The sequence below is a fragment of the Myxococcus dinghuensis genome (assembly GCF_024198235.1).
In the GTDB taxonomy this organism is placed as follows: Bacteria; Myxococcota; Myxococcia; order Myxococcales; family Myxococcaceae; genus Myxococcus; species Myxococcus dinghuensis.
Genome location: NZ_JAKCFB010000006.1, coordinates 250,532 through 272,300, shown reverse-complemented (window position 1 = coordinate 272,300; position 21,769 = coordinate 250,532). Strand labels below are relative to the sequence as shown.

At 70.4% G+C, this 21,769-nt stretch carries 15 protein-coding genes; 8 read left to right on the top strand and 7 right to left on the bottom strand.

Annotation, left to right across the window (positions count from 1 at the left end):
• Nucleotides 1-2 precede the first annotated feature (2 nt).
• Nucleotides 3-374 (bottom strand): DUF1330 domain-containing protein, encoded by a 372-nt coding sequence (locus tag LZ198_RS11725; RefSeq protein ID WP_253972007.1) that lies wholly within the window; start codon nucleotides 372-374, stop codon nucleotides 3-5.
• 52 nt (nucleotides 375-426) lie between these two features.
• Nucleotides 427-1,197 carry a 2OG-Fe(II) oxygenase family protein gene (locus LZ198_RS11720; RefSeq protein WP_253972006.1) on the bottom strand — a complete coding sequence of 257 codons (771 nt, stop codon included), beginning with the start codon at nucleotides 1,195-1,197 and terminating at the stop codon, nucleotides 427-429.
• A 108-nt stretch (nucleotides 1,198-1,305) separates the two neighbouring features.
• Here LZ198_RS11720 and LZ198_RS11715 point away from each other — a divergent pair, with 108 nt between their 5' ends.
• From LZ198_RS11715 to LZ198_RS11700, 4 genes are all read left to right on the top strand, one after another.
• Nucleotides 1,306-2,361, top strand: coding sequence for an acetylserotonin O-methyltransferase (locus tag LZ198_RS11715; RefSeq protein WP_253972005.1), 1,056 nt, complete (start codon nucleotides 1,306-1,308; stop codon nucleotides 2,359-2,361).
• A 170-nt stretch (nucleotides 2,362-2,531) separates the two neighbouring features.
• The gene (locus LZ198_RS11710) at nucleotides 2,532-3,323 is read left to right on the top strand and encodes a hypothetical protein (RefSeq protein WP_253972004.1); all 792 of its coding nucleotides are present in this window, start codon (nucleotides 2,532-2,534) and stop codon (nucleotides 3,321-3,323) included.
• 110 nt (nucleotides 3,324-3,433) lie between these two features.
• A complete protein-coding gene (locus LZ198_RS11705) occupies nucleotides 3,434-5,596 on the top strand; it encodes a hypothetical protein (protein WP_407667404.1) in 2,163 nt (720 codons plus the stop codon).
• A 164-nt stretch (nucleotides 5,597-5,760) separates the two neighbouring features.
• Nucleotides 5,761-11,265 (top strand): DNA repair ATPase, encoded by a 5,505-nt coding sequence (locus LZ198_RS11700; RefSeq protein WP_253972002.1) that lies wholly within the window; start codon nucleotides 5,761-5,763, stop codon nucleotides 11,263-11,265.
• Nucleotides 11,266-11,317: 52 nt separating this feature from the next.
• On the opposite strand, the gene LZ198_RS11695 is transcribed toward LZ198_RS11700, so the two are convergent.
• The gene (locus LZ198_RS11695) at nucleotides 11,318-12,016 is read right to left on the bottom strand and encodes an expansin EXLX1 family cellulose-binding protein (protein ID WP_253972001.1); all 699 of its coding nucleotides are present in this window, start codon (nucleotides 12,014-12,016) and stop codon (nucleotides 11,318-11,320) included.
• Nucleotides 12,017-12,257: 241 nt separating this feature from the next.
• On the opposite strand from LZ198_RS11695, the gene LZ198_RS11690 reads away from it, so the two are divergent.
• Nucleotides 12,258-12,755, top strand: coding sequence for a hypothetical protein (locus LZ198_RS11690; protein WP_253972000.1), 498 nt, complete (start codon nucleotides 12,258-12,260; stop codon nucleotides 12,753-12,755).
• Nucleotides 12,756-12,830: 75 nt separating this feature from the next.
• Here the strand turns inward: LZ198_RS11690 and LZ198_RS11685 are convergent, their stop codons facing one another.
• Nucleotides 12,831-14,648 (bottom strand): vWA domain-containing protein, encoded by a 1,818-nt coding sequence (locus tag LZ198_RS11685; RefSeq protein ID WP_253971999.1) that lies wholly within the window; start codon nucleotides 14,646-14,648, stop codon nucleotides 12,831-12,833.
• Between the two features lie 152 nt (nucleotides 14,649-14,800).
• Here LZ198_RS11685 and LZ198_RS11680 point away from each other — a divergent pair, with 152 nt between their 5' ends.
• Nucleotides 14,801-15,289, top strand: coding sequence for a VOC family protein (locus LZ198_RS11680; protein WP_253971998.1), 489 nt, complete (start codon nucleotides 14,801-14,803; stop codon nucleotides 15,287-15,289).
• Here the strand turns inward: LZ198_RS11680 and LZ198_RS11675 are convergent.
• On the bottom strand, nucleotides 15,283-16,392 hold the full coding sequence (locus tag LZ198_RS11675; RefSeq protein WP_253971997.1) for a heparan-alpha-glucosaminide N-acetyltransferase domain-containing protein: 1,110 nt from the start codon (nucleotides 16,390-16,392) through the stop codon (nucleotides 15,283-15,285). The genes LZ198_RS11680 and LZ198_RS11675 overlap by 7 nt on opposite strands.
• 249 nt (nucleotides 16,393-16,641) lie before the next feature.
• On the opposite strand from LZ198_RS11675, the gene LZ198_RS11670 reads away from it, so the two are divergent.
• A complete protein-coding gene (locus LZ198_RS11670; protein WP_253971996.1) occupies nucleotides 16,642-17,679 on the top strand; it encodes a pirin family protein in 1,038 nt (345 codons plus the stop codon).
• 223 nt (nucleotides 17,680-17,902) lie between these two features.
• Entirely contained in the window at nucleotides 17,903-19,258 is a 1,356-nt protein-coding gene (locus LZ198_RS11665) for an MFS transporter (protein ID WP_323382437.1), read from the top strand.
• 34 nt (nucleotides 19,259-19,292) lie between these two features.
• Here LZ198_RS11665 and LZ198_RS11660 read toward each other — a convergent pair whose 3' ends face one another.
• Both LZ198_RS11660 and LZ198_RS11655 read right to left on the bottom strand, forming a co-directional pair.
• Nucleotides 19,293-20,060, bottom strand: coding sequence for a hypothetical protein (locus LZ198_RS11660; protein ID WP_253971995.1), 768 nt, complete (start codon nucleotides 20,058-20,060; stop codon nucleotides 19,293-19,295).
• Nucleotides 20,061-20,067: 7 nt separating this feature from the next.
• Nucleotides 20,068-21,768 (bottom strand): hypothetical protein, encoded by a 1,701-nt coding sequence (locus LZ198_RS11655; RefSeq protein ID WP_253971994.1) that lies wholly within the window; start codon nucleotides 21,766-21,768, stop codon nucleotides 20,068-20,070.
• Nucleotide 21,769: the final 1 nt, after the last annotated feature.

Genomic DNA, 21,769 nt, shown 5'->3' with positions numbered 1-21,769 from the left:
GGCTACGGGGAGTTGGCCCAGGGGGTCGTCGCCTGCATCACCGCCTCGCGAAGCGAGGCCGTCCGCAGGTGGTTGAAGCGCTGGTACTCCGGGTCCGTCACCATCTTCATGAACGTCGCCCGGTTCGGATAGCGGACCAGCAACACCGCGTCCCATGTCTGGCCGGGCTCCGCCACCAACGGCGTGGAGCAATCACCCGCGTAGAGCGGTTGGGCTCCGGCCTTCAGGATGAAGGGCAGCACGGCCTCCACGTACTCGGCGAAAGCAGCCCGGCCCCCCTCCTTGAACCGCACCAGGTTCATCATCACCATCGGGCCCCCGGTGTCTTCCTGGATGAATTTCTGGATATCGGCGCCCTGCGGATCGACAGCCACGTTGCATCTCCTGACTCGGTCCGCCCCCAATCGGACGGAGCGTCATTGTCCCTCAGTCCCCACGTGTGGTGAACCCAGAGTCATTCCGCACCGGTGCTTCAGGTGTATCAACCGAGCCAGAGGCCGCCCCGGGGCGGGCGCGGTGGTCGTCGAGATACGCGGCGAACCCCGCCTTGGACTGGATTCGGAACGCCGGCAGGCGTGCCAGGGCCTCGGGAGGGAAGACGTATTGCTCGCAGACGAGGCTGGCCCGGAGCTCCTCGGGGTCTCCTCCGAGGAAGGGCTGGACCTCGTGCTGCAGGTCCCCACGGAAGTGCACGAGGCCCCCTGGGTGTGGACGCACCTCGCCCACGGGGCGGCCCTCGTCGAACAGCCGCAGCGCGCCACCCCGGGCGCCGCGCGGCATCTGGAGATACAGGACGCTCACGTGATGAGGGGTGGCCCCGGGGACGCCGCTGGGCTCCTGGAGCGTCGCATCGATGTGTCGCCCCACGCCCGTGCCGGCGTCGAGCAGCAGCAGGTTCAGGTAGAAGGCATTGGGTACGGGCGGAGGGGGGCGCCTCGCCAGCCGCTCCCACCAGGGCGTCAGGCCCCGCGCGCTCTCGGGCGCGAGGACCCGGGCCAGATAGGCCCGTAGGAAGGGAAACCGCTCCTCCAGGAGCGCGCGCCCTTCGTGTGTGAAGATGAAGGCGAAGCCCCGACTCGCGCGAAACGTCCCCATGAGCGGGCTGCGCGCGACGAAACGAGAGCCCAGCAGTGCGTCTCGCAGGTCGTCGAGCTCCGTTGCGGGCAGGGCGTTGGGGCGGGTGATGAAGGCGCGCACAGGGACTGGGATCGCAGATATTTCGTGGGAAGTGACGGATAGTGCTTTTACAGCCTACCTTTCGGGTTCCAGAATTGTCGTGACTCCTCTCTCGCGCAAGGTCCCTGAATGAGCCAGCAGCCTCGCACCAGCAGCGCCCCGTCTCCTGCTCCCGAAGCCGCGCCACCGACCGCTGTGCTGACCCAGATGGTCTACGGCTTCTGGGTGTCTCGCTGCCTGCAGATCATGGCCGAGCTGGACATCGCGGACATCATCGGTGACGACCCGAAGACGGTGGAAGAACTCGCGCAGGCCAGCAAGACGCACGCGCCGTCGCTCCGGCGGCTGCTGCGGCTGGTCAGCGGCCTGGGCATCCTGCACCGGGACGACAAGACGGAGCGCTTCCGGCTCACGGAGATGGGGCAGCTGCTGCGCAAGGAGAACCCCGACTCCGTCTACGGCTCGCTGCGCGCGCACGGGCTGCTCATCTCGTGGCAGGCGTGGGGCGACCTGTCCACCGCGCTGAAGACGGGGCAGCCGACCATCGACAAGTTCATGGGGATGCCGTTCTTCGACTACCTCGCCAAGGATCGCGAGGTCGCGGAGATCTTCAACACCAGCATGGCCGCGTACCAGAGCCTCAACGCGCCCGCGGTGGTGGGCGCGTACGACTTCTCCGGCGCGAAGTCGGTGGTCGACGTGGGCGGCGGCACGGGGACGCTCCTGGCGCGCATCCTCCAGGCGTACCCCTCCATCAAGGGCGCCATCTACGAGCTGCCTCACGTGAAGCACGAGGCGACCGCGATGCTCAAGGAGCTGGGGCTCGGGAGCCGCACGGAGGTGCTGGAGGGCGACTTCTTCCAGAGCGTCCCCCCCGGCTATGACATCTACATCCTGTCGCAGATCATCCACGACTGGGACGACGAGCGCAGCCTGCGCATCCTCTCCAACATCCGCGCCGCGATGAAGCCGGACTCGAAGCTGCTCATCGTGGAGACGGTGTTGCCGGGCGACAACATCCCGCACTTCGGAAACCTCTACGACATGGCGATGCTCGTCGTCGTCGGTGGCCGCGAGCGCACCGGGCCCGAGTACACCGCGCTGGCGGAGAAGGCCGGCCTGCGCGTCCAGCGCGTGCTCCCCACGCACATGCCCCCGAGCGTGGTGGAGATCGTCCCCATCTGAGTCGGGCCCGAGCCGTGGCCCTGGACCCGTCCGGTGTCCGGGGCCACGCCGTTGCAAAATGCGGCACGTGGGGGGCGCCGGGGCCCGCCGGGACGCCCGCTGCCCGAGCAGGAAATCGCCCGGCGGGGTTTTCGCCGGGAGTGGGCGTCGATTAGAGTCCGGGTCGCCCGATGACGCCTTTTCTCGACGCCATCCTCGCGTTTCCCACGGCCATCTTCACCATCGTCCTGGGCGTGGTGATGACCTACTGGCTGTTCGTCATCATTGGCGCGGTGGGCATCGACATCCTGGACGGCGGCGACCTGCACCTGGAGGCCGGCGGCAAGGCGCTGGGCGGGGCGGTGGAGGCGGGTGGCAAGGCGCTGGGCGGGGCGGTGGAGGCGGGTGGCAAGGCGCTGGGCGCCCACGACCACGACGCGCACGTCGACGGGGGCATCCTCTCCGCGCTGGGCTTCGCCGGCATCCCGCTCACGGTCTCCGTGAGCCTCGTGTCCTTCATCTCCTGGTTCCTGTCCGTCTCCAGCGCGCAGCCCGCGCACGCGGCCCTGGGACCCTTCCTGCCTTCGTGGCTCATCAGCACCGTGCTGGGCCTGGTGTGCTTCATGGTGGCCACGGTCGCCTCGGGGCTCGCCGTCCGGCCGCTGCGCCCGGTCTTCGTCGCGAAGAAGGCACCGGGCCGTGACTCGCTGATGGGCCGTGTGTGCACCATCGCCAGCGGCGGCGTGACGGGCACCAGCGGCCACGCCTCGCTCGAGGACGGCGGCGCGGGGATGCTCCTCCACGTCGTCTGCGCGAAGGCGAACGAGCTCAAGCGTGGAGACCCGGCGCTCATTCTCGCTTACGACGCCGCGCGCGACGCTTATGAAGTGGAGCCAGTCGACTGGCTCGTTCCGGAGGAACTCGAGCAGCTGCGTGACCCCGCACGGGCCGCGGCGCTCGCCCGGGTCAAATCACACGGCTGAAGACACCAGGGTCCGCTCAGGGGGAGCGACCGACCCGTTCGACGCTGGAGGGCTTATGCGGGGGATCTCCAGCGCCTGATACAAGGCCCGCTGTCATCACACGTCAGGAAATGGCCATGGATCCAGTTACCGCGATCGCCGCCGGCGTCGGCGGCATCATCCTTCTCAGCGGCATCCTGCTCACCATCGTCCGGCTGTACCGGCAGGTGGACCAGGGCAAGGTGCTCATCGTCAACACGCTGAAGAGCGAGCCGCTCGTCACGTTCACCGGCGCGGTGGTGTTTCCCATCATCAACCGGGCCGAGGTCATGGACATCTCCCTGAAGACGGTGGAGATCGACCGGCGCGGCAAGGAAGGGCTCATCTGCCAGGACAACATCCGGGCGGACATCAAGGTCACCTTCTTCGTGCGGGTGAACAAGACGCGCGAGGACGTGCTGAAGGTGGCGCAGTCCATCGGCTGCGCGCGCGCCAGCGACCAGGAGACGCTCGAGAAGCTCTTCGAGGCCAAGTTCTCCGAGGCGCTCAAGACGGTGGGCAAGAGCTTCGACTTCGTCGACCTCTACACCCAGCGCGCGAAGATCAAGGACCAGGTCGTCGACGTCATCGGCAAGGACCTCAACGGGTACATGCTGGAGGACTGCGCCATCGACTTCCTGGAGCAGACCCCGGTGGAGATGCTCGACAAGGACAACATCCTCGACGCGGAGGGCATCCGGAAGATCACCAAGCTCACCACCGAGCACAACGTCGTCACCAACGAGCTGCGCCAGAGCGAGCGCCAGGCGGTGACCAAGCGCAACGTCGAGGCGGACGAGAGCATCTTCGAGCTGGAGCGCCAGCGCGAGGAGGCCTCCGCGAAGCAGAAGCGCGCCATCGAGAGCGTGCAGGCCCGCGAGACGGCCGAGGCGGAGCTGGTCAAGCAGGGCGAGTACTCGCGCGCCCAGCTGGCCCGCATCAAGGCCGAGCAGGAGATCCTCGTCCAGGAGCAGCACAAGACGCGCGACATCGAGGTGGCCCAGAAGCACCGCGAGCGCGAGGTGAGCGTCGAGGCGGAGAACGTCGAGCGCGCCCGCTCGCTGGCGGCCATCGGCCGTGAGCGCGACACGGAGCTCGAGCGCATCGCCAAGGAGCGCGCGCTCGAGGAGCAGAAGAAGGACATCGCCGACGTGGTGCGTGCCCGCATCGCCGTGGAGAAGACGGTGGCGCAGGAGGAGGAGCGCATCAAGGACCTGCGCGTGGAGTCGGACGCCCTGCGCAAGAAGAACGCGCTCATCATCACCGCCGAGGCCCAGGCCCAGGAGAAGACGGTCAAGGACGTGAACGCGGCCAAGGCCAACAGCGAGATGGCGGTGTTCCTGGCGAAGGAGAAGCTCACCCTCGCCGAGGCGGACCTGGAGGCCGCGGACAAGACGGCCAAGGCAAAGGCGCGCCTGGCCGAGGGTGTCCAGGCCGAGGCCGCCGCCGAGGGCCTGGCGGGCATCCGCGTGAAGGAGGCGGACGCCGTGGCCACGGAGAAGCTGGGCATGGCGCAGGTTCGCGTGAAGGAGGCGGAGGCCGGCGCCATCGAGAAGCAGGGCCACGCCCAGGCGCAGGTCGTCCGCGAGCGGCTGCTGGCGGAGGCCGCGGGTGAGCAGGAGAAGGGCCTGGCCCACGCGCGCGTCCAGGAGGCCGAGGCGGTGGCCATCCAGAAGCGCGGCGAGGCGGAGGCGTTCGCCACGAAGGAGAAGCAGCTCGCCGAGGCCGCGGCCATCCAGGAGAAGCTGCTCGCCGAGGCCCGAGGCCTGGCGGAGAAGGCCGCGTCCATGAAGCTGATGGACGGGGTGGGCCGCGAGCACGAGGAGTTCCGCCTGCGCCTGAACAAGGAGCGCGACGTGGAGCTGGAGACCATCCGCGTCCGCAAGGACATCGCCCACTCGCAGGCCGAGGTGCTCGCCAAGGCCTTCGCCAACGCGAAGTTCAACATCGTGGGCGGCGACGGCCAGTTCTTCGAGCGCTTCGTGAAGGCGGTGTCCTTCGGCACCGCGGTGGACGGCGCGCTGGAGCACGGCGAGGCCCTGAAGCAGGCGCTCGGGGGGTACCTCAACGGCGAGAAGGACCTGCCGGCGGACCTGAAGGAGATCCTCTCCAAGCCGGGCCTGAGCAACGACGCGCAGAACCTGGCCGTGGCGGCGCTCCTGCACCGCATGACGCCGGGCTCGGTGGACGCGGCCTCCGCCCTCAAGGCGCTGGCGGGCAGCGACGGCCGTCCGGCCGCCGACAAGAAGGGCTGACACCGGTCAGCGAGTGGGGCCGCCATCGCCCGGAGCGGTGGCGGCCGGGATGTCCAGACGTGACGTAACGACGACCTCGCCCCGGGGACCGCCTGGGGTTTGGCGCTCCCTCCACGTCGTGAGGGAGCGGGGGTGGGGTCCACGCGGTTTTCCGGTGAGCACGCATGGCAACTGACGGCGGCAAGGGCGCGGCGCCCGCGGGCGAGGTGGCGCTGGAGGGCGGCAGCTACGAGGTCATCCGGACGCGCCTGCTCGCGCAGGCGGACGCGCTGGGCGGGAAGGCGAACGACCTCAACGCGCGTCGCAAGGCGTTCTTCGGGGGCACGGAGCTCTCCATCACCGGCAACGAGCGCGTGCGCACCGAGCACAACTGCGTCGCGCGCGACATCGTCAGCGTCGGGCGATACCTGCTCTTCGGGTACAACGTCTTCATCGGCCTGAAGAAGGAGACCTCCGTCGCGGACGTCTTCTCGCTGCATCGCTTCGAGAAGACGGCGGAGGGGTTCGACCTGTCCGCCGTGCCGCACACCGAAGCGGGCGGCTTCCTCGCGGACCCGCGCTTCGTGCGCGACTTCGGGGAGCTGTATCGCTACTACAAGGACGCCAAGCTCCTGCAACTGCGGCGCAAGGACACGCGGCTGCTGGCGGTGTTCCAGACGGGCCGCTCCTCGCGCGACATCAAGGTCTTCCGCTTCACCCTGGAGACGGACGGCCGCGCGACGTACGTGGACAACCAGGGCGAGCGCGACCACGTCTTCCCGCCGTCGCATGACTTCGAGTGGACGGTGGCCACGCGCGAGAACTACGTCCTGGGCGCGCACCCGCACGTCAACGTGCTGGACCAGGTGTTCGTGGAGACGGTGAAGGGGGACCTCACCGTCAAGGTGGAGAACAACACGTCCACCGGGCTGGGCATCTACAGCGAGCCCGTGGACGACGCGAACCAGTCGCTGGACGACGCGAAGTTCGCCTGGGCCCAGGTGGGCTCGCTCATCCTCCTGCGCGTGCAGCCGTTCCGCGAGGCGGCGCCGCGCTTCCTCGTGTTCAACTCGCGCACGCAGCACGTGGCGCGCATCGACGCGCTGGGACAGGCCTGCATCCGCCTGCCGGAGGACCAGGGCGTCATCTTCCCCGGCGGGTACTACCTCCAGACGGGCGACTACAAGGTCTTCGAGGGCGACGCCACCGGCGTGGGCATGGAGTTCAAGCAGGTCATCCGCTCGCCCAACGGGGAGGACGTGCTCTACGTCTTCCACCAGCGCGAGGACGGCCGCTACCTGCTCTTCCCGTACAACCTGGTGCGCAAGGAGGTGCAGAACCCGCTGGTGTGCAACGGCTTCAGCCTCTTCTCGGACGGCGGGCTGGTGGTCTTCCGCGAGACGTCGCAGGAGCCCACGCGCGTGCACCCCATGCAGGTGTGGCAGACGCCGTTCGTGTCGGACGAGCACGCCGCGGCCACGCCGCCCGCGCCCGGCTACCTGGGCAAGGTGGGCAACGCGGAGCTGGTGCGCGGCATCTCCGACGCGCTGACGCTCCAGCGCATCGCGAAGACGGAGAAGCCCAGCCGGCGCACCTACGAGGACCTGGTGGGGTCGTCGACGCGCGCCCTCGACGCGTACTACTGGCTGGGGCACGCGGAGACGCAGCTCCAGGAGCCCATCGAGTCGCTGCGCCGCACCTCCGAGCTCATCATCGACGAGTTCGAGAAGGTGCTCGCGCTCCAGAAGCGCGCCACGGAGTCCCTGGCCGCGGCGGAGAAGACGCAGGAGAAGCTGCTCGGGCGCGTGCGGCCGGAGCTGCTCACCACGGCCGAGGAATTCATGCTCGTGCTGGCGGAGCTGCGCCAGCAGCGCGGTCACCTCATCACCCTGAAGGACATCCGCTACATGGACCTGGGGCGCGTGGATGCCCTGGAGGCCGCGGTGGTGGAGGCGTCCGACCGCACCAGCACCGGGTGCGTGGAGTTCCTCCAGAAGGGCGAGGCGCTCCAGCCGCTGGCCGCGCGCCTGGACGAGCTGCTCGCGAAGCTGGAGCCCGTGCAGACCACGGTGGAGCTGGCGCCGCTGGGTGAGGACGTGGAGAAGACGGCCCAGGGCCTGACGGTGCTGGGCGAGGTCGTCGGCGGGCTCCAGGTGGGTGACCCGCTGGCCCGCGCCCGCATCCTGGAGGGCATCTCCGAGCTGTTCGGCCGCCTCAACCGGGTGCGCGCCAGCCTCGCGGCCAAGCGCAAGGAGTTGTCGGGCCGGGAGAAGCGCGCGGAGTTCGGCGCGCAGTTCCGGCTGCTCGGGCAGGCCATCGAGAACGCCCTGGCCCAGGCGGACCTGCCGGAGAAGTGCGACGAGGGCCTGTCCCGGCTCACCGTCCAGTTGGAGGAGCTGGAGGGGCGCTTCGGCGAGTTCGACGAGTTCCTGGGGCAGATCACCCAGAAGCGCGAGGAGCTGCTGGAGGCGTTCGGCGCGCGCAAGCAGACGCTCGTGGACGAGCGCCAGCGCCGCGCGCAGAGCCTGTTCGGCGCGGCCGAGCGCATCCTCCAGGGCGTGCAGCGCCGCGCGAAGTCCTTCAAGTCCGACGACGAACTCAACGGCTACTTCGCCACCGACGCGATGATCCTGAAGCTGCGGCAGCTCGCCGAGCAGCTCCTGGCGCTCCAGGACAGCGTCCGCTCCGACGAGGTCCTGTCGCGCCTGAAGTCCGCGAAGCAGGACGCGCTGCGGGCGCTGCGCGACAAGCAGGACCTGTTCGCGGAGGGCGACGCGCTCATCAAGCTGGGGACGTACCGCTTCAACGTCAACACCCAGCCGCTGGACCTGACGCTCGTGCCTCGCGACGGCGCGCTCTTCCTCCAGCTCTCCGGCACGGACTACGCGCAGAAGCTCGAGGACCCCAAGCTGCTCGAGTACCAGGACCTCTGGGAGCAGCACCTCGTCTCCGAGACGCGTGACGTGTACCGCGCCGAGTACCTGGCCTCCTGCGTGCTGACGGACGCGGAGGAGGGGCGGGGCGGCCTGACGCTGACGGTGCTCCACGAGGCCCTCATGGCCGGCAGCCTGCTGGAGCGCGTGCGCGCGGTCGCCGCGGACCGCTTCGACGAGGGCTACGAGCGCGGCGTCCACGACGTCGACGCGACGGCGCTGCTGGAGAAGCTGCTCCACCTGCACCAGGGCGCGGGGCTGTTGCGCTTCGCGCCGCTGCCCCGGGCGTGGGCCGCGTTGTACTGGGCCTTCGACGCGGACGAGGGGGTCCGGACGCTCCTGCACCGGCGCGCGCGGAGCCTGGCGCGGCTCCGCAGGACGTTCATCTCCGCGGGCGGGATGGGGGAGCTGGGCATCGCGCTGGGCGAGGCCGTGGCCGCCTTCCTCCAGAAGCATGGCGTGAAGCACTCGCCCGCGGAGGCGCGGCTGGCCGGCCGGTACCTCGTGGAGGAGCTGGCGGTGGAGCGCCCCCGCTTCACCACGAGCGGCGAGGCGCTGGCGCTGCGGGACGCGCTGCTGGCGCAGCTCGACCGGCAGGGGACGCGCTCCGCGTTCGAGGAGGACCTGCGTGGCCTGGAGAAGGACCTGGCCTCCCGGCTGGAGGTCGCCCGCGCGTGGGTGGACGCCTATCTCTCGCAGAGAGAGGGGGGGCCCGGTGACGCGGTCCACGTGGCCCTGGAGGCGGCCGTGCTGCTGCTCACGGACCGCAAGCTGGATCGCGAGCCCGCGGGCGCCCTGATGGCGACGGAGGTGACGGGCCTGCTCGGCAGCCATCCGCGCATCCAGGACCGCAAGCTGGCGGTGCGCCTGGACGAGTTCCTGGCGCGGCTGGGGGAGTTCCGACAGCTTCGCGTGCCCCAGTACCAGGCGTACCGGGCGCTCCTGCGGGACCTGTTGGAGCGCGAGCGCCGCAAGCTGCGCCTGGACGAGCTGTCGCCCAAGGTGCTGTCGTCCTTCGTGCGCAACCGGCTCATCGACGAGGTGTACCTGCCGCTCATCGGCGCGAACTTCGCCAAGCAGCTCGGCGCCGCGGGCGAGGGCAAGCGCACCGACCGCATGGGCATGCTGCTGCTCATGTCGCCGCCGGGCTACGGCAAGACGACGTTGATGGAGTACGTGGCCAGCCGGCTGGGGCTCGCCTTCGTGAAGGTGAACGGTCCGGCGCTGGGTCACGCGGTGAAGTCGTTGGACCCGGCGGAAGCCCCCAACGCCACGGCCCGCCAGGAGGTGGAGCGCATCAACCTGTCCTTCGAGATGGGCAACAACGTGATGCTCTACCTCGACGACATCCAGCACACCGACCCGGAGCTGCTCCAGAAGTTCATCTCGCTGTGCGACGGCCAGCGCCGCGTCGAGGGCGTCTGGAACGGCCGCACGCGCACCTACGACCTGCGCGGCAAGAAGTTCTGCGTCGTCATGGCGGGCAACCCGTACACGGAGACGGGCGAGCGCTTCCGCATCCCGGACATGCTCGCCAACCGCGCGGACACCTACAACCTGGGTGACATCCTCGACGGGAAGGAGCACCTGTTCGCGCTCAGCTACCTGGAGAACGCGCTGACGTCGAACGTGGTGACGGCGCCGCTGGCGACGCGCGACGCGGCGGACACGCACCGCATCATCCGCATGGCGCAGGGCGAGGAGGTGCCCGCGGGTGAGCTGAAGCACGGCTACGCGGCGGCGGAGCTCCAGGAGATCATCGCCATCTTCCAGCGGATGTTCCGCGTCCAGTCGGTGCTGCTGAAGGTGAACATGCAGTACATCGCCTCGGCGGCGCAGGACGAGCGCTTCCGCACGGAGCCGGCGTTCAAGCTCCAGGGCAGCTACCGCAACATGGGCAAGCTGGCGGAGAAGCTCGTCGCGGCCATGACGGACGCGGAGCTGGAGCGGCTCGTCGACGACCACTACCAGGGCGAATCCCAGACGCTCACCACGGCGGCCGAGCAGAACCTCCTCAAGCTGGCGGAGCTGCGGGGCCGCCTGACGCCGGAGAAGGCGAAGCGGTGGGAGGAGATCAAGCAGGGCTTCGCGCGCGTCAAGCGCATGGGGGGCAAGGAGGACGACCCCGTCGCCCGCGTCACCGGCCAGCTCAGCGGCATCGAGGAGCAACTGGGCGCGGTGCGCGACGCGGTGGTCCAGGCCGCCACCCAGGTCCAGCAGGGCACGTCCCAGGACGAGAGCCCCGCGGCGGAGGCGCTGCCGTACCTGGAGGCGCTGCGCGACGCGGTGCTGGAGGTCGCCAGGGTGGGTCGGGAGGTGAAGGACGTGCAGCCGGCTCCCGCGCCCGCCGCCGCCACGGACATGACGCCGTACCTGAAGCACCTGGCCCAACTGCTCAAGGCCCTCACCGAACGGGTGGCGACGCCCGTGGCGCAGCCGGCGGCGGTGGCCGCGCCCCAGACGGACTTCGGCCCGTACATGGAGCAGCTCTCCCGGGCGCTCTCCTCGCTGGCGGAGCGGCCGGTGAACGTGTCCGCCCAGGTGCCGGTGGAGGCCCTCCAGCGCACCGCCAACGCCGTGGGGCCGTCCCCCGCGGAGCTCAGCCGGCAGATCGAGCTGGTGGAGGGCGCGCTGCTGCCGCTGGAGCGCGCCTCCCGCCGCGCCATCCAGGGCGAGGGCGAGGGCGTCAAGTCGCTCCAGGTCTGGCAGGGCGTCACCGAGGCGCTGGAGCTGCTGCGCTCCATGCTGCGGCGGTGACGTCGAGGCGCCCGGGGCCATGGCCCCGGGTGTCGCGGGCGGGGAGGGGGCTTCAGCGGAACTGGCTGTCACCCTCGTACGTGCCGTTGTCCAGGACGCCGGGCAGGGTGTCCTCCACCTGCTCCCCCGTGGACGACGTCACCCGGACGTTGAAGGCGCCTTCCCCCATGCCGCTCTCGTTGACGAAGTAGTTGTAGTCCTGTCGCGGCACGTTCTGCCAGGCGCCGTTCCCGCGCCGCCACTCCAGCTTGGAGATGGGCAGCCGGTGGTTCCGCACCTGGATGGCCGTCCACCACGGGTTGCTGCCGTTCTTGAAGTGGTACTCGAGGCCGCCGGCCACGTCGCAGGAGACCACCTTCCAGGTGATGTCCACGCGGCCCAGGCGCATCTCGGCGATCTTCGCGAAGGCCTCGCGGCTCAGGTCGAGATGGCCCGCCTCGCACTCGGGGCAGCGGTCGACGATGCGCACGCGCACCGAGCCGCTGGGGCCCTGGATGTCCACGCACTGGCCGCAGGCCGCGCTGTTGGCGTACTGGGGCGTGTTCATGGCCGCCACCATCAGGTCGCCCGGGCTGGGGTCGTAGCTGCAATTGCCGGCGCCCGTGGCGTCGTAATAGGTCGCGATGCCCTTCTGCTCCTCCCCCAACGGCACACCTCCGCCGGTGGGGTCATCGCTACACCCCGCACAGGCGAGGAGCGCGGTGGCGACGGGGAACAGCAGGACGCGGGACGGAAGAGGGAATGAGCGCATACGCGGCCGATGATAGCGCATTGCGTCCATGTTTCGTCGCGTGAACGCTCGGGGATTGTTCACGCAAAGACTTGCATGCCTGCTAGCTTGCGCGCGCTTCCCCCGCGAGCAAAGGAGTTGTCACGCAATGCAATTCTTCAAACGGGCTGTCTATCTTTGCGCCGCCGTCCTGCTCCCCGCCTGTGGCGGAGCGGATGGAGCCATTGGGCAGGAGGATTCGCTGGCGCAGCATGAGTCAGCGGTGACATCCGTGTCGTTCGGTGGCTGCATCTTCAGCATCACGGCCTATCCCCAGTCGGGGGTAACGCCGCCGGCCTATGACGCCAAGCTCATCCGCCAGCCGATCCCCTCGTGTCCATATGGCGGTGGGCTGGTGACGCTGGGCACGTCGGTCATCCTGGAGCCGTCGCGGACCGTGGCGGGGAACAGCCTGGGCGTCGCCACGGCCTTCACCAAGAAGTCGAGCGTCAGTGGCAGTTCGCCCACCACGGTCACCGTGCAGCACGTGGACCCGGCCACGCTGGCCATCCTGCGGACGGCCACGATCGCCGTCTACCTGGGGGCGGGGAACGTGGAGTCGGCGACCGTGGCGGTGGAAGCGGACGGCACCACCGTGACGGTCTCTGGCTCCAAGACGGGCGTCATCTACGGCGAGACGGGCAGCGGGAGCCACTACACCGTGACGTACCCGGACTTCTTCACCAGCACCACGCCGCCCACCGTCGCGGCGTTCCCGTGAGGTGAAGTCCAAGGGGTGGGAGGCGCCTCCCCCGAAGGCCTCCCACCCCGTGTCCCCCCAGTCGTGCCAGGAGTCTCAGCGCCCCCGCGCCGAGGCTCCCGAGATCGCACGTGCCTGGGCCACCAGCTTCACGAACTCCAGTCGATCCGCGTCCCCGGCGGCGGCGCCCTCCGCCAGCTTCTGCGCGGTCATCAGGCTCCAGCCCTCGGTGGCCGGGTTGCCGCGGAGGATGTCCGCGGTGGACGCGACGGCCACGGCGAAGCGGAAGTCGGGCGACGCGGCCTCCAGCGACTCGCGCAGCTTCGCGCGCTCGAAGGCGAAGGCCTGTTCGGACGCCTCGGTGCCGTTGGGCGCCTTGGCGCGCACGCGCACGGTGGCCAGCGGGGCGTTCGTCTCCCGCTCCAGCTCCACCTCGTACAGGGCGGTCACGTTGTGGCCCGCGCCGATCTCACCCGCGTCCACCTTGTCGTTGCGGAAGTCGCGGTCCGCCACGTCGCGGTTCTCGTAGCCCAGCAGGCGGTAGCGCTTCACCGCGACGGGGTTGAACTCCACCTGGAGCTTCACGTCCTTGGCGATGACCTCCAGCGTGCCGGTCAGTTGCGTCTCGAAGACCTTGCGCGCCTCCTTGTAGCTGTCGACGTAGAAGCAGTTGCCGTTGCCCTTGTCGGCGAGCTTCTCCATCAGGTCATCGCGGTAGTTCCCCATGCCGAAGCCCACCGTGGTGAGGGTGACGCCCTCCGCCACGTACTTGTGGATGCTCTCCAGCATGGACTGCGGAGAGAGGTTGGGGCCGATGTTGGTGTCGCCGTCCGTGAGCACCACCACGCGGGACACCACGCCGCCCGCGGCCTTCTTCACGGCGTGGCGGTACGCCAGCTCCATCCCCGTGCCCATGGAGGTGCCACCGCCGGCCTCGAGCATGTCGAGCGCGGCGTGGATGCGCTTGATGTCCGTGGCGGGCGTGGGCGGCAGCACGTCCCGCGTCGAGCCCGCATAGGTGACGATGGCCACCGTGTCGTTCTCGTTCAGGTTCTTCACCGCGATCTTGATGGCCTCCTTCGCCAGGGGCAGCTTGTCGCTGGAGGCCATGGAGCCGCTGGTGTCCACGAGGAACACCAGGTGCGCGACCTTGCGCTGCGAGCGCGAGACGACCTTGCCCTGCACACCCACCCGCATGAAGTGGCGCTTCGTGTTGAAGGGCGAGGGTGCGGCCTCCAGGTGCACGGTGAAGGCCCCCTTCTCCGGCGGGGCGTAGCGGTACTTGAAGTAGTTGACGAACTCCTCCACGCGCACGGAGGACCCGGGGGGCAGGTTGCCCTGGACCAGGTAGCGCCGGGCCACCGTGTACGACGCGGTGTCCACGTCCGCGGCGAAGGTGGACAGCGGATCCTTCGCCGTCTCGGTGAAGGTGTTCGGCTTCCAGGCCTCGAACGTGTTGCCCCCACCCTCCGCGCCGCCGACGTCCGACGTGTCCGCGAACGCGCCGTCCATCGCCTTCTTCCGCGACAGGTCCTTGGGCGACGCGAGCTCCTGCATCGGCTGCAGTTGCATCATGGGAGTCCCAGCGGCGGACGGTGCCGCCGCCCGGGTCATGGGCGCTGCCTTCATCGGGGCGGGGGAGGCCGGGGGCGCCACACGGCCGACGGCGCGCTCTCCTTCCGCCTTGGCCGCCGCCTTCTCCTCCACAGAGGGGTCGGGCTGGGTCTCGGTGTCGACGTCATCGAGCGCGGCCTCTCCCTGGGCACCAGAAGGGGCGGTGGCGACGGAGACGGGAGCGGCGCGGGTCCGGTTCTCGCCGACCGCCATGGGGGCCTGGCTCGTGCAGGCGGAGCCGATGAACAGGAGTGTACTTCCCCACACGGTCATGCGGCGCTTCAGGAAGGTCTGGGACATGCGGTCTCCGGGGGACGGAAGGTTCGGTCGCCGCGTCGATACGCATGACCCGGGGAAATGGGTCTAAGCCCCCGGATGATTCGCGTCCGCCGGGGGGCAGTCCCAGGGCGCGTCCTTGTGCGAGGCCAGGGCGTCTGACAGGGTTGCCGCCCATGCAGACCTCACGACCCTTTCGCATCCTCGGCATCCAGCAGATCGCCATCGGCGGAGCGGACAAGGCACCGCTGCGCAAGCTCTGGGTGGACCTGCTGGGCCTGACGCCTCACGGCACCTATCGCAGCGAGCGCGAGAACGTGGACGAGGACATCGTCACCGCCGGCGCGGGGCCCTTCAAGGTGGAGGTGGACCTGATGCAGCCCATCAACCCCGAGGGCAAGCCGCGTGTCCACGAGACGCCCCTCAACCACGTCGGCCTCTGGGTGGATGACCTCCCGGGCGCCGTGGCCTGGCTGGAGAAGCAGGGCCTGCGCTTCGCGCCCGGAGGCATCCGCAAGGGCGCGGCGGGCTTCGACATCTGCTTCGTCCACCCCAAGGGCAACGACCAGTTCCCCTTCAGTGGCGAGGGCGTACTCATCGAGCTGGTGCAGGCGCCCCCGGAGGTCATCGCCGCCTTCGACACGCTGGCGGCCGCCGCTCACTGAGGCAGTGCGGGGCGGGCCTTGAGCCGCTGCCCCAGCCCCTGGAGCGCCGACTTCACGCCGCGCTCCAGGCGGTCCCACCCGAGGCACAACAGCCACGTGGCGACGATGAGCGCCGCGGTGAGGACCCAGTACAGGCCCCACCCGGCGCGGTCCCTCCAGAAGCGATCGAACGAGAGGACGCCGCCGACGCGGTAGAACAGCAGCATCTCGTGGAAGAAGTACGCGGACAGCGACGAGGTGCCGAAGACCTCGAGGAAGCGCCGCGCCCGCGACGGAGCCTGTCCCGCGGGCAGCCGCCCCTCCACCCACATCAGCGCGAGCAACACCGCGCAGACCCACGCGAAGCGGGTGGCGGAGTTGGACGGGTTGGAGACGAAGAAGCGGTGGGCGGGGTACAGCGCGAAGAGGACGTCCGCGGCCAGTGTCCCCGCGATCCCCAGCGCGACCAGCGCGAGGAGGCCCCGCGCCAGCACGGCTCGGCCCCACGCGCCCGCGAGCGCGCCCGCGAAGGTGCCGAGCCACGCGAAGCCCACCCAGGGCAGCAGCGGGAAGGGCGCGAAGGAGGACTTGTTCGTCAGCGTCGCCCAGGGCCCCGAGACCTGCTCTCCGAACGGCGCCACCACGAAGACGCCCATCGCGAGCGTGAAGCTCAGCCCGGCGAGGACCCGCGGTCGGGTCGCGAGCGCGGCGGCCACGGGCAGCACGAGCAGCAGGCAGACCCCCACGCACTGGAGGATGTCCATGCGGAGGATCCACTTCGGTTCCCGCAGCAGCGGGAACCAGGCCCAGTTGACGAGCGTGGCCACCAGCAGGACCTCGCCCGCGCGGCGGAGGTTGCGGCGCACGCGCTCGCCCAGCACGCCGCCCGCGGCGCTGCGAATCATGAGCAGCGCGAGCGCGAAGCCGGCGGAGAAGATGAACGCCGGCGCCACCAGGCCATCGACCTTGAGCAGCCTCCCGGTCCAGGCGCTGCGGCGCAGCTCGGGGGTGAGCAGGGCGAGCGAGTGCGTCTGCACCATGAACAGCACGGCGATGCCGCGCAGCCAGTCGATGGCGCGCACGCGGTCCTGGGACACAGGGGCGGGGAGGGCGGTGGAGGTCACGGGCGGGCGCACCCTACGGCAAGTCGGGGTGGGTGTGCACCGGCGGTGGGACGGCCCACGTCCGCGCCTCCCGTGCGCCCGGGCTGTGACAGGATTATGGGGTGCTGTCGGAGTCGGGCGTCAGCCGAGGCGAGGTGACCGGTGGGTGATGAGGTCGACCGGAGAGAAGCGCTGAAGTGGATCGCGGTCGCGGGAGCCTCGACGGCCACCGCCTGCACGCGGAGTTCCGGAAAATCGGAGGAGCAGCAAATGAGTCAGCAGGAGAGTGAGCAACCCGCCGTCCTCCGGGCCGGCCCGCTGGGAGGGATGCCGTGGCGGACCCCGGACCCCTTCCTGTTCTGCGTCCACCATGACGACCGCTATCCCCGGGGCAACGACCAGTTCGGCCCCGCGGCCTCGTTGGCGGGCCGGGACCTCGGCCAGGATTTCGGCGGGCGGGATGGCTGGAACATGTATCACGGCACCGTGGTGCCGGGTTTCCCGCAGCACCCGCACCGGGGATTCGAGACGGTGACCGTCGTCCGCAACGGCCTGCTGGACCACTCGGACTCGCTGGGCGCGGCGGCGCGGTTCGGCGGCGGCGACGTGCAGTGGATCACCGCGGGCAGCGGGCTGCTGCACTCGGAGATGTTCCCGTTGCTTCGCTCCGACACGCCGAACCCGGTGGAGCTGTTCCAGATCTGGCTCAACCTGCCGCGCGCGGACAAGATGGTGGAGCCCCACTTCTCCATGCTCTGGAGCCACGCCATCCCGCGCCACGTCGCGCGGGACGACGCGGGGCGCGTCACGGAGGTCACCGTCATCGCGGGGAGCCTCGGCGGGGAGAAGCCGCCCGCGCCGCCGCCCAGGTCGTGGGCCGCGCGGGCCGACTCGGACGTGGCCATCTGGACCTTGCGACTGGAGGCGGGCGCCCGGTGGACGATTCCCGCCGCGAAGAAGGGGAGCAACCGGTTCCTGTACTTCTTCAAGGGCGCGTCCGTGCGGGTGGGGGCGCGCGACGTCCCCGCGGGGCAGCTCATCGAGCTTCGCGCGGAGGTGGCCGCGGCGCTGGAGAACGGCTCCGAGGAGAGCGAGTTCCTGATGCTCCAGGGACAGCCCATCAACGAGCCCGTCGTCCAGCACGGCCCCTTCGTGATGAACTCCCGCCAGGAGATCATCCAGGCGTTCCAGGACTACCAGCGCACGGGCTTCGGTGGCTGGCCGTGGAAGCGGGACGACCCGGTCCACCCGCGCGACGAGGGGCGGTTCGCCCGCCACGCGGATGGACGGCTGGAGCGACCGGCCTGACGAGCCGTCCTGGCGCCGGTGCCCCTCCGTGCGGGGGGCTCGGCTCCGGGTCGGCCTCGCTCACTCCGTGTGGCCGGGAAGTCACCTGGGTGGCATGTCGTCAGGCGTGACAGCTTCGTCCGCGCGTGCGCATAGAAGAGAGGTGTCCGACTCCCCTGGTTCCTCTCCACCCCGAGCCGCTTCGGAGCCCTCTCGCTCGGGCTCGCGGCTGGCGTCCATCGCCGTGGCGAGCGCGCTGTTCATGGAGTTCGTCGACTCCACCGTGCTGTCCACCGCGCTGCCGACGCTGTCCGTGGCGTTCGGCACGGACCCCATCCACCTGAAGCTGGCGCTGACGTCGTACATCCTGGCGCTCGCGGTGCTCGCCCCGGCCAGTGGCTGGGTGGCGGACCGCTTCGGCCCCAAGCGCGTCTTCATGCTGGCGATGGTCGTCTTCCTGACCGGCTCGGTGCTGTGTGGCTTCTCGCGCACGCTGCCGCAGCTGGTGGTGTTCCGGACGCTCCAGGGATTGGGCGGCGCCCTGATGACGCCGGTGGGGCGCCTCATCGTGGTGAGCTCGGCGCCGCGGGAGCGGCTGGTGTCCGCGCTGAGCTGGTTCACGATGCCCGCGCTGGTGGGGCCGCTGCTGGGGCCTCCGCTCGCGGGCATCATCCTCGGCGTCGCGAGCTGGCCGTGGATCTTCTTCATCAACGTCCCCGTGGGCCTGCTGGGCATGGCCGCGGTCGCCCGCTTCGTGCCGAGGCTGGAGCAGCCCGACCCGGGGCCGTTCGACTGGAAGGGCTTCGCCCTCGCGGTGGTGGCCATCACCCTGTTGATAGGCGCGGCGGAGACGCTGGGCATCGGGCTGGTGCCTCCGCTGCTCCAGGCGGGCGTCGTCGCCGTGGCGGTGATGGCCACGGTCCTCTACGTCCGCCACGCGCGCCGCGAGTCGCGGCCGGTGCTGGACCTGGGCCTCTTCAAGGTGGCCACCTTCCGCGCCAGCACCGTGGGCGGAGGGCTCGTCCGGATGGGGCTGGGCGCCACGCCCTTCCTGCTCCCGCTGCTGTTCCAGGTGGGCCTCGGGTGGGGACCCTTCGAGGCGGGCGTGGTGACCATCGGGACGAGCCTGGGCGCGCTTTCGTGCAAGCCCGTGGCGCCGTGGATCATCCGGAGGGTGGGCTTCCGCAGCACACTCATCGGCTCCAACATGGCGTCCGCCGTGCTGACGGCCGTGCCGGCCCTGTTCCGCTCCTCGACCCCCATCCCCGTCATCTTCGCCGCGCTGTTCATCAGCGGCTTCGTGCGCTCGCTGCAGTTCACCGCCACCAACGCGGTGGCCTACGCGGACATCTCCACGGACCGCATGAGCACGGCCTCCACCATGGCGGTGGTGACGCAGCAGGTGGGCCTCGCGATGGGCATCAGCTTCGGCGCCCTCATGCTCCACGTCGCGCGAGGCAAGGGCGACCTGCCCCTGACGCCCGACCGCTTCGTGCTGCCGTTCGTCGCCATCGCCATCGTGTCGTCGCTCGCGGGGCCGATGTTCCGACGGCTGCCGGCCAGCGCGGGCTCCCGCATCGGTGGGCGCGCGGCGGCGTGAGCGGGGGGAGGGCCGCTGTCGTGGGCCCTCGGGCTCACTCCTCTCGACGCACCTCGCGGATGGTCCCGCGCGGCTCGGGCGTCCCGAGCGTCACGAGCTGTTCGAGCTCCCCGCGCACGAGGAACGTGGCCTGGGCGCGGCTGTAGAGCGTGTCGCCGACGGACTCGACGCTCCGGTGGATGCCCATCAGCGTGGAGGAGGTCTGCAGCAGGCGCAGCCGGACCCCCGAGTCTTCCGTGAGGGCGTCGTCGTCCTCGAGGTTGCCCAGGTCGACGGACGCGGCCAGCGCCGCCGCGAGCGCGCTCGACAGCAGCGGCGCCGCGTTGCCCGGGGTCTTCACCCACGCGCGGATGGCGAGCGACAGCTCGCAGCGTCGTCGCTCGAGGTATCCCGCGGCCCTCTCTCCCTTGAGGAACGCGACCACCGCCTCGTCGGCGGTCGCGGGGGGGCGGTAGAGCCGCAGCGTGAGGTCGTCCACCGCGTAGTCGTCACCGCGCCGCAGCGGATGTCCTGGAGGGGACTCCACCTCCACCACCTGTCCCTGGGCCGTCTCCGGGATCGCGAAGTTGAGGGTCCGTCCATCCGCGGACCAGCGGAGGACCTGGGCGAAGTACGAGGGTTGCCGCAGCACCTCGAGGTCGTCGCCCGGGGGCAACTCCAGCTTCATGCTGGAGGCACAGACCTCCACGAGCGCCTCCACGTCGGTGGTGGGGCCTCGGGAGGGGCCGGTCGCCACGTCCACCGTTTCGGGGATGGCGGGCCGGACGACGTCGTGGAAGTAGGACTCGAGGGTGACGAGCATGACGGCCTCACGACCGGGGGAAGAGCGCGTAGGTCTCTTGGCGTGGGATGACGACCTGGGGCGCGGAGAGGATGACCTCGCCGGCCGCGCGGGACTCGACGATGACCTCCAGCGGGGTGTCCGCGGCCACCGGAGGCGGGAGCTTCTTGAGGGCCTGGGCATCGAGCACCACGAGGCCCTCCTTGTCGGGCGTCACGGGCAGCACCGTCATCCCCCAACCGACCTTCACGGCGGGCGGAGGAAGCGCTTCGGCGCGCCCGAGCAGGAGGTGGGGCCGCGCGCACGCCCAGAGCGACAGCGTGGCGCCCTTCCCATCCGGGATGGCCTGGGCGATCCCGAGCCAGGGCCCCGTGACCTCGGTGCGATACAGCGTGGCCCCCTGGGTCAGGGAGCCCGCCACCGCCTCGCGATGGTCCGTGAGGCTCCAGAGCACGTCCCCCTCCGTCACCGTGAGGACGGCCCACCAGGTGCCGGCGGCGAGCTCCACCAGGGCCTCGGGTGTGAAGGCGACCCAGCGCGTGCTCCAGGGCGCGGGGCCTTCGCTCTCCAGCACCAGGGGGATGGGGGCCTTCGTCAGCGGAACCTCGCCGGGGCGACCGTGGGCATCCGGGTAGAGATTCAGGCTCCCCACCACGCGCGGCGTCAACGGGCGCAGGTGGAGGTCGAGTGACGAGAGCTTGCCGCCGGGCTTCGCGATGACGAACGCCTGCGCCGTGGCCTGGCCGGAGCCACAGGGCTGCGACAGCGGCGGGCGCTCCGGCGGCTGGGGGGCGAGGGGGATGGTCTCTTCCCGAAGCTGATGACGGACGCGGAAGCGCACCTCCGCGAGGGGCCGGTTCCCCGACAGCGGCACGGTCGCCGTCGCGCTGCCGTCGGTGGCGAGCGTGAGCCTCGACTCGTCTCCGCCATGGCTCCACTGCCGGAGCACGTCGAGCGTGTCGAGCACGAGCCGGACACGGTCGAACAGTCCGAGCCCGGTGGCGCGCAACGTCACCGCCACCTTGCCGGTCTTCAGCTCCGCGGGCCACGCGCGCTGGAGCGCGTCGGTCAGCGTGTCCTCGATGGTGAGCTCCTGCCGGGGCATCAGCGGAGTGGCCTGCTGGAAGAACAGGGCGCCCGCGCCCACGCCCACGGAGGCGGAGAGGTCCGGCGGTCGTGCCGGCGCGTTGAGCTTGATGCTGGTGACCTTGGCCTTGGTCAGCGTCTTGGGCGTGCCCACCGGAGGCAACGCGGCCGTGGCATCCACCAGCTCCACCATGAGACGGGTGGCGAAGATGCCGGGGAGCGGCTCCGCGGGGCCCACCGCCACCGTGTCGGATGGCGTGGGCGGATACCAGGCGCCACCCTCGGCGACGCTCAGCCGGCCCTTCCAGGCCGCACCCGTCGGAACGGGCGCCGTGAGCTGCACCTGGACGGAGGTGAGCGGGCGACGGGCGCCCCAGTCCAGGCTGAGCCAGGTGATCTCCGTGGCCGGCGCGAGGACCGATTGGCCCAGGCTCGTGGCCAGCGTCGCGGTCGGCGCCAGGTCCACGACCACGTCGTCCGAGGGCGCCCGCACGACGAGCGCGGCGCGCGACAGCGCCACCCCCGCGGGGACGTCCAGGGCGAGCACGAGCCCGGCGGCGTCCACGGGGACCAGGGTGGTCGGGGAGGGCGACTGCGCCGTTCCGGTATAGGTCAGCGTGGCGCCGACGCGCGTATCACTCATG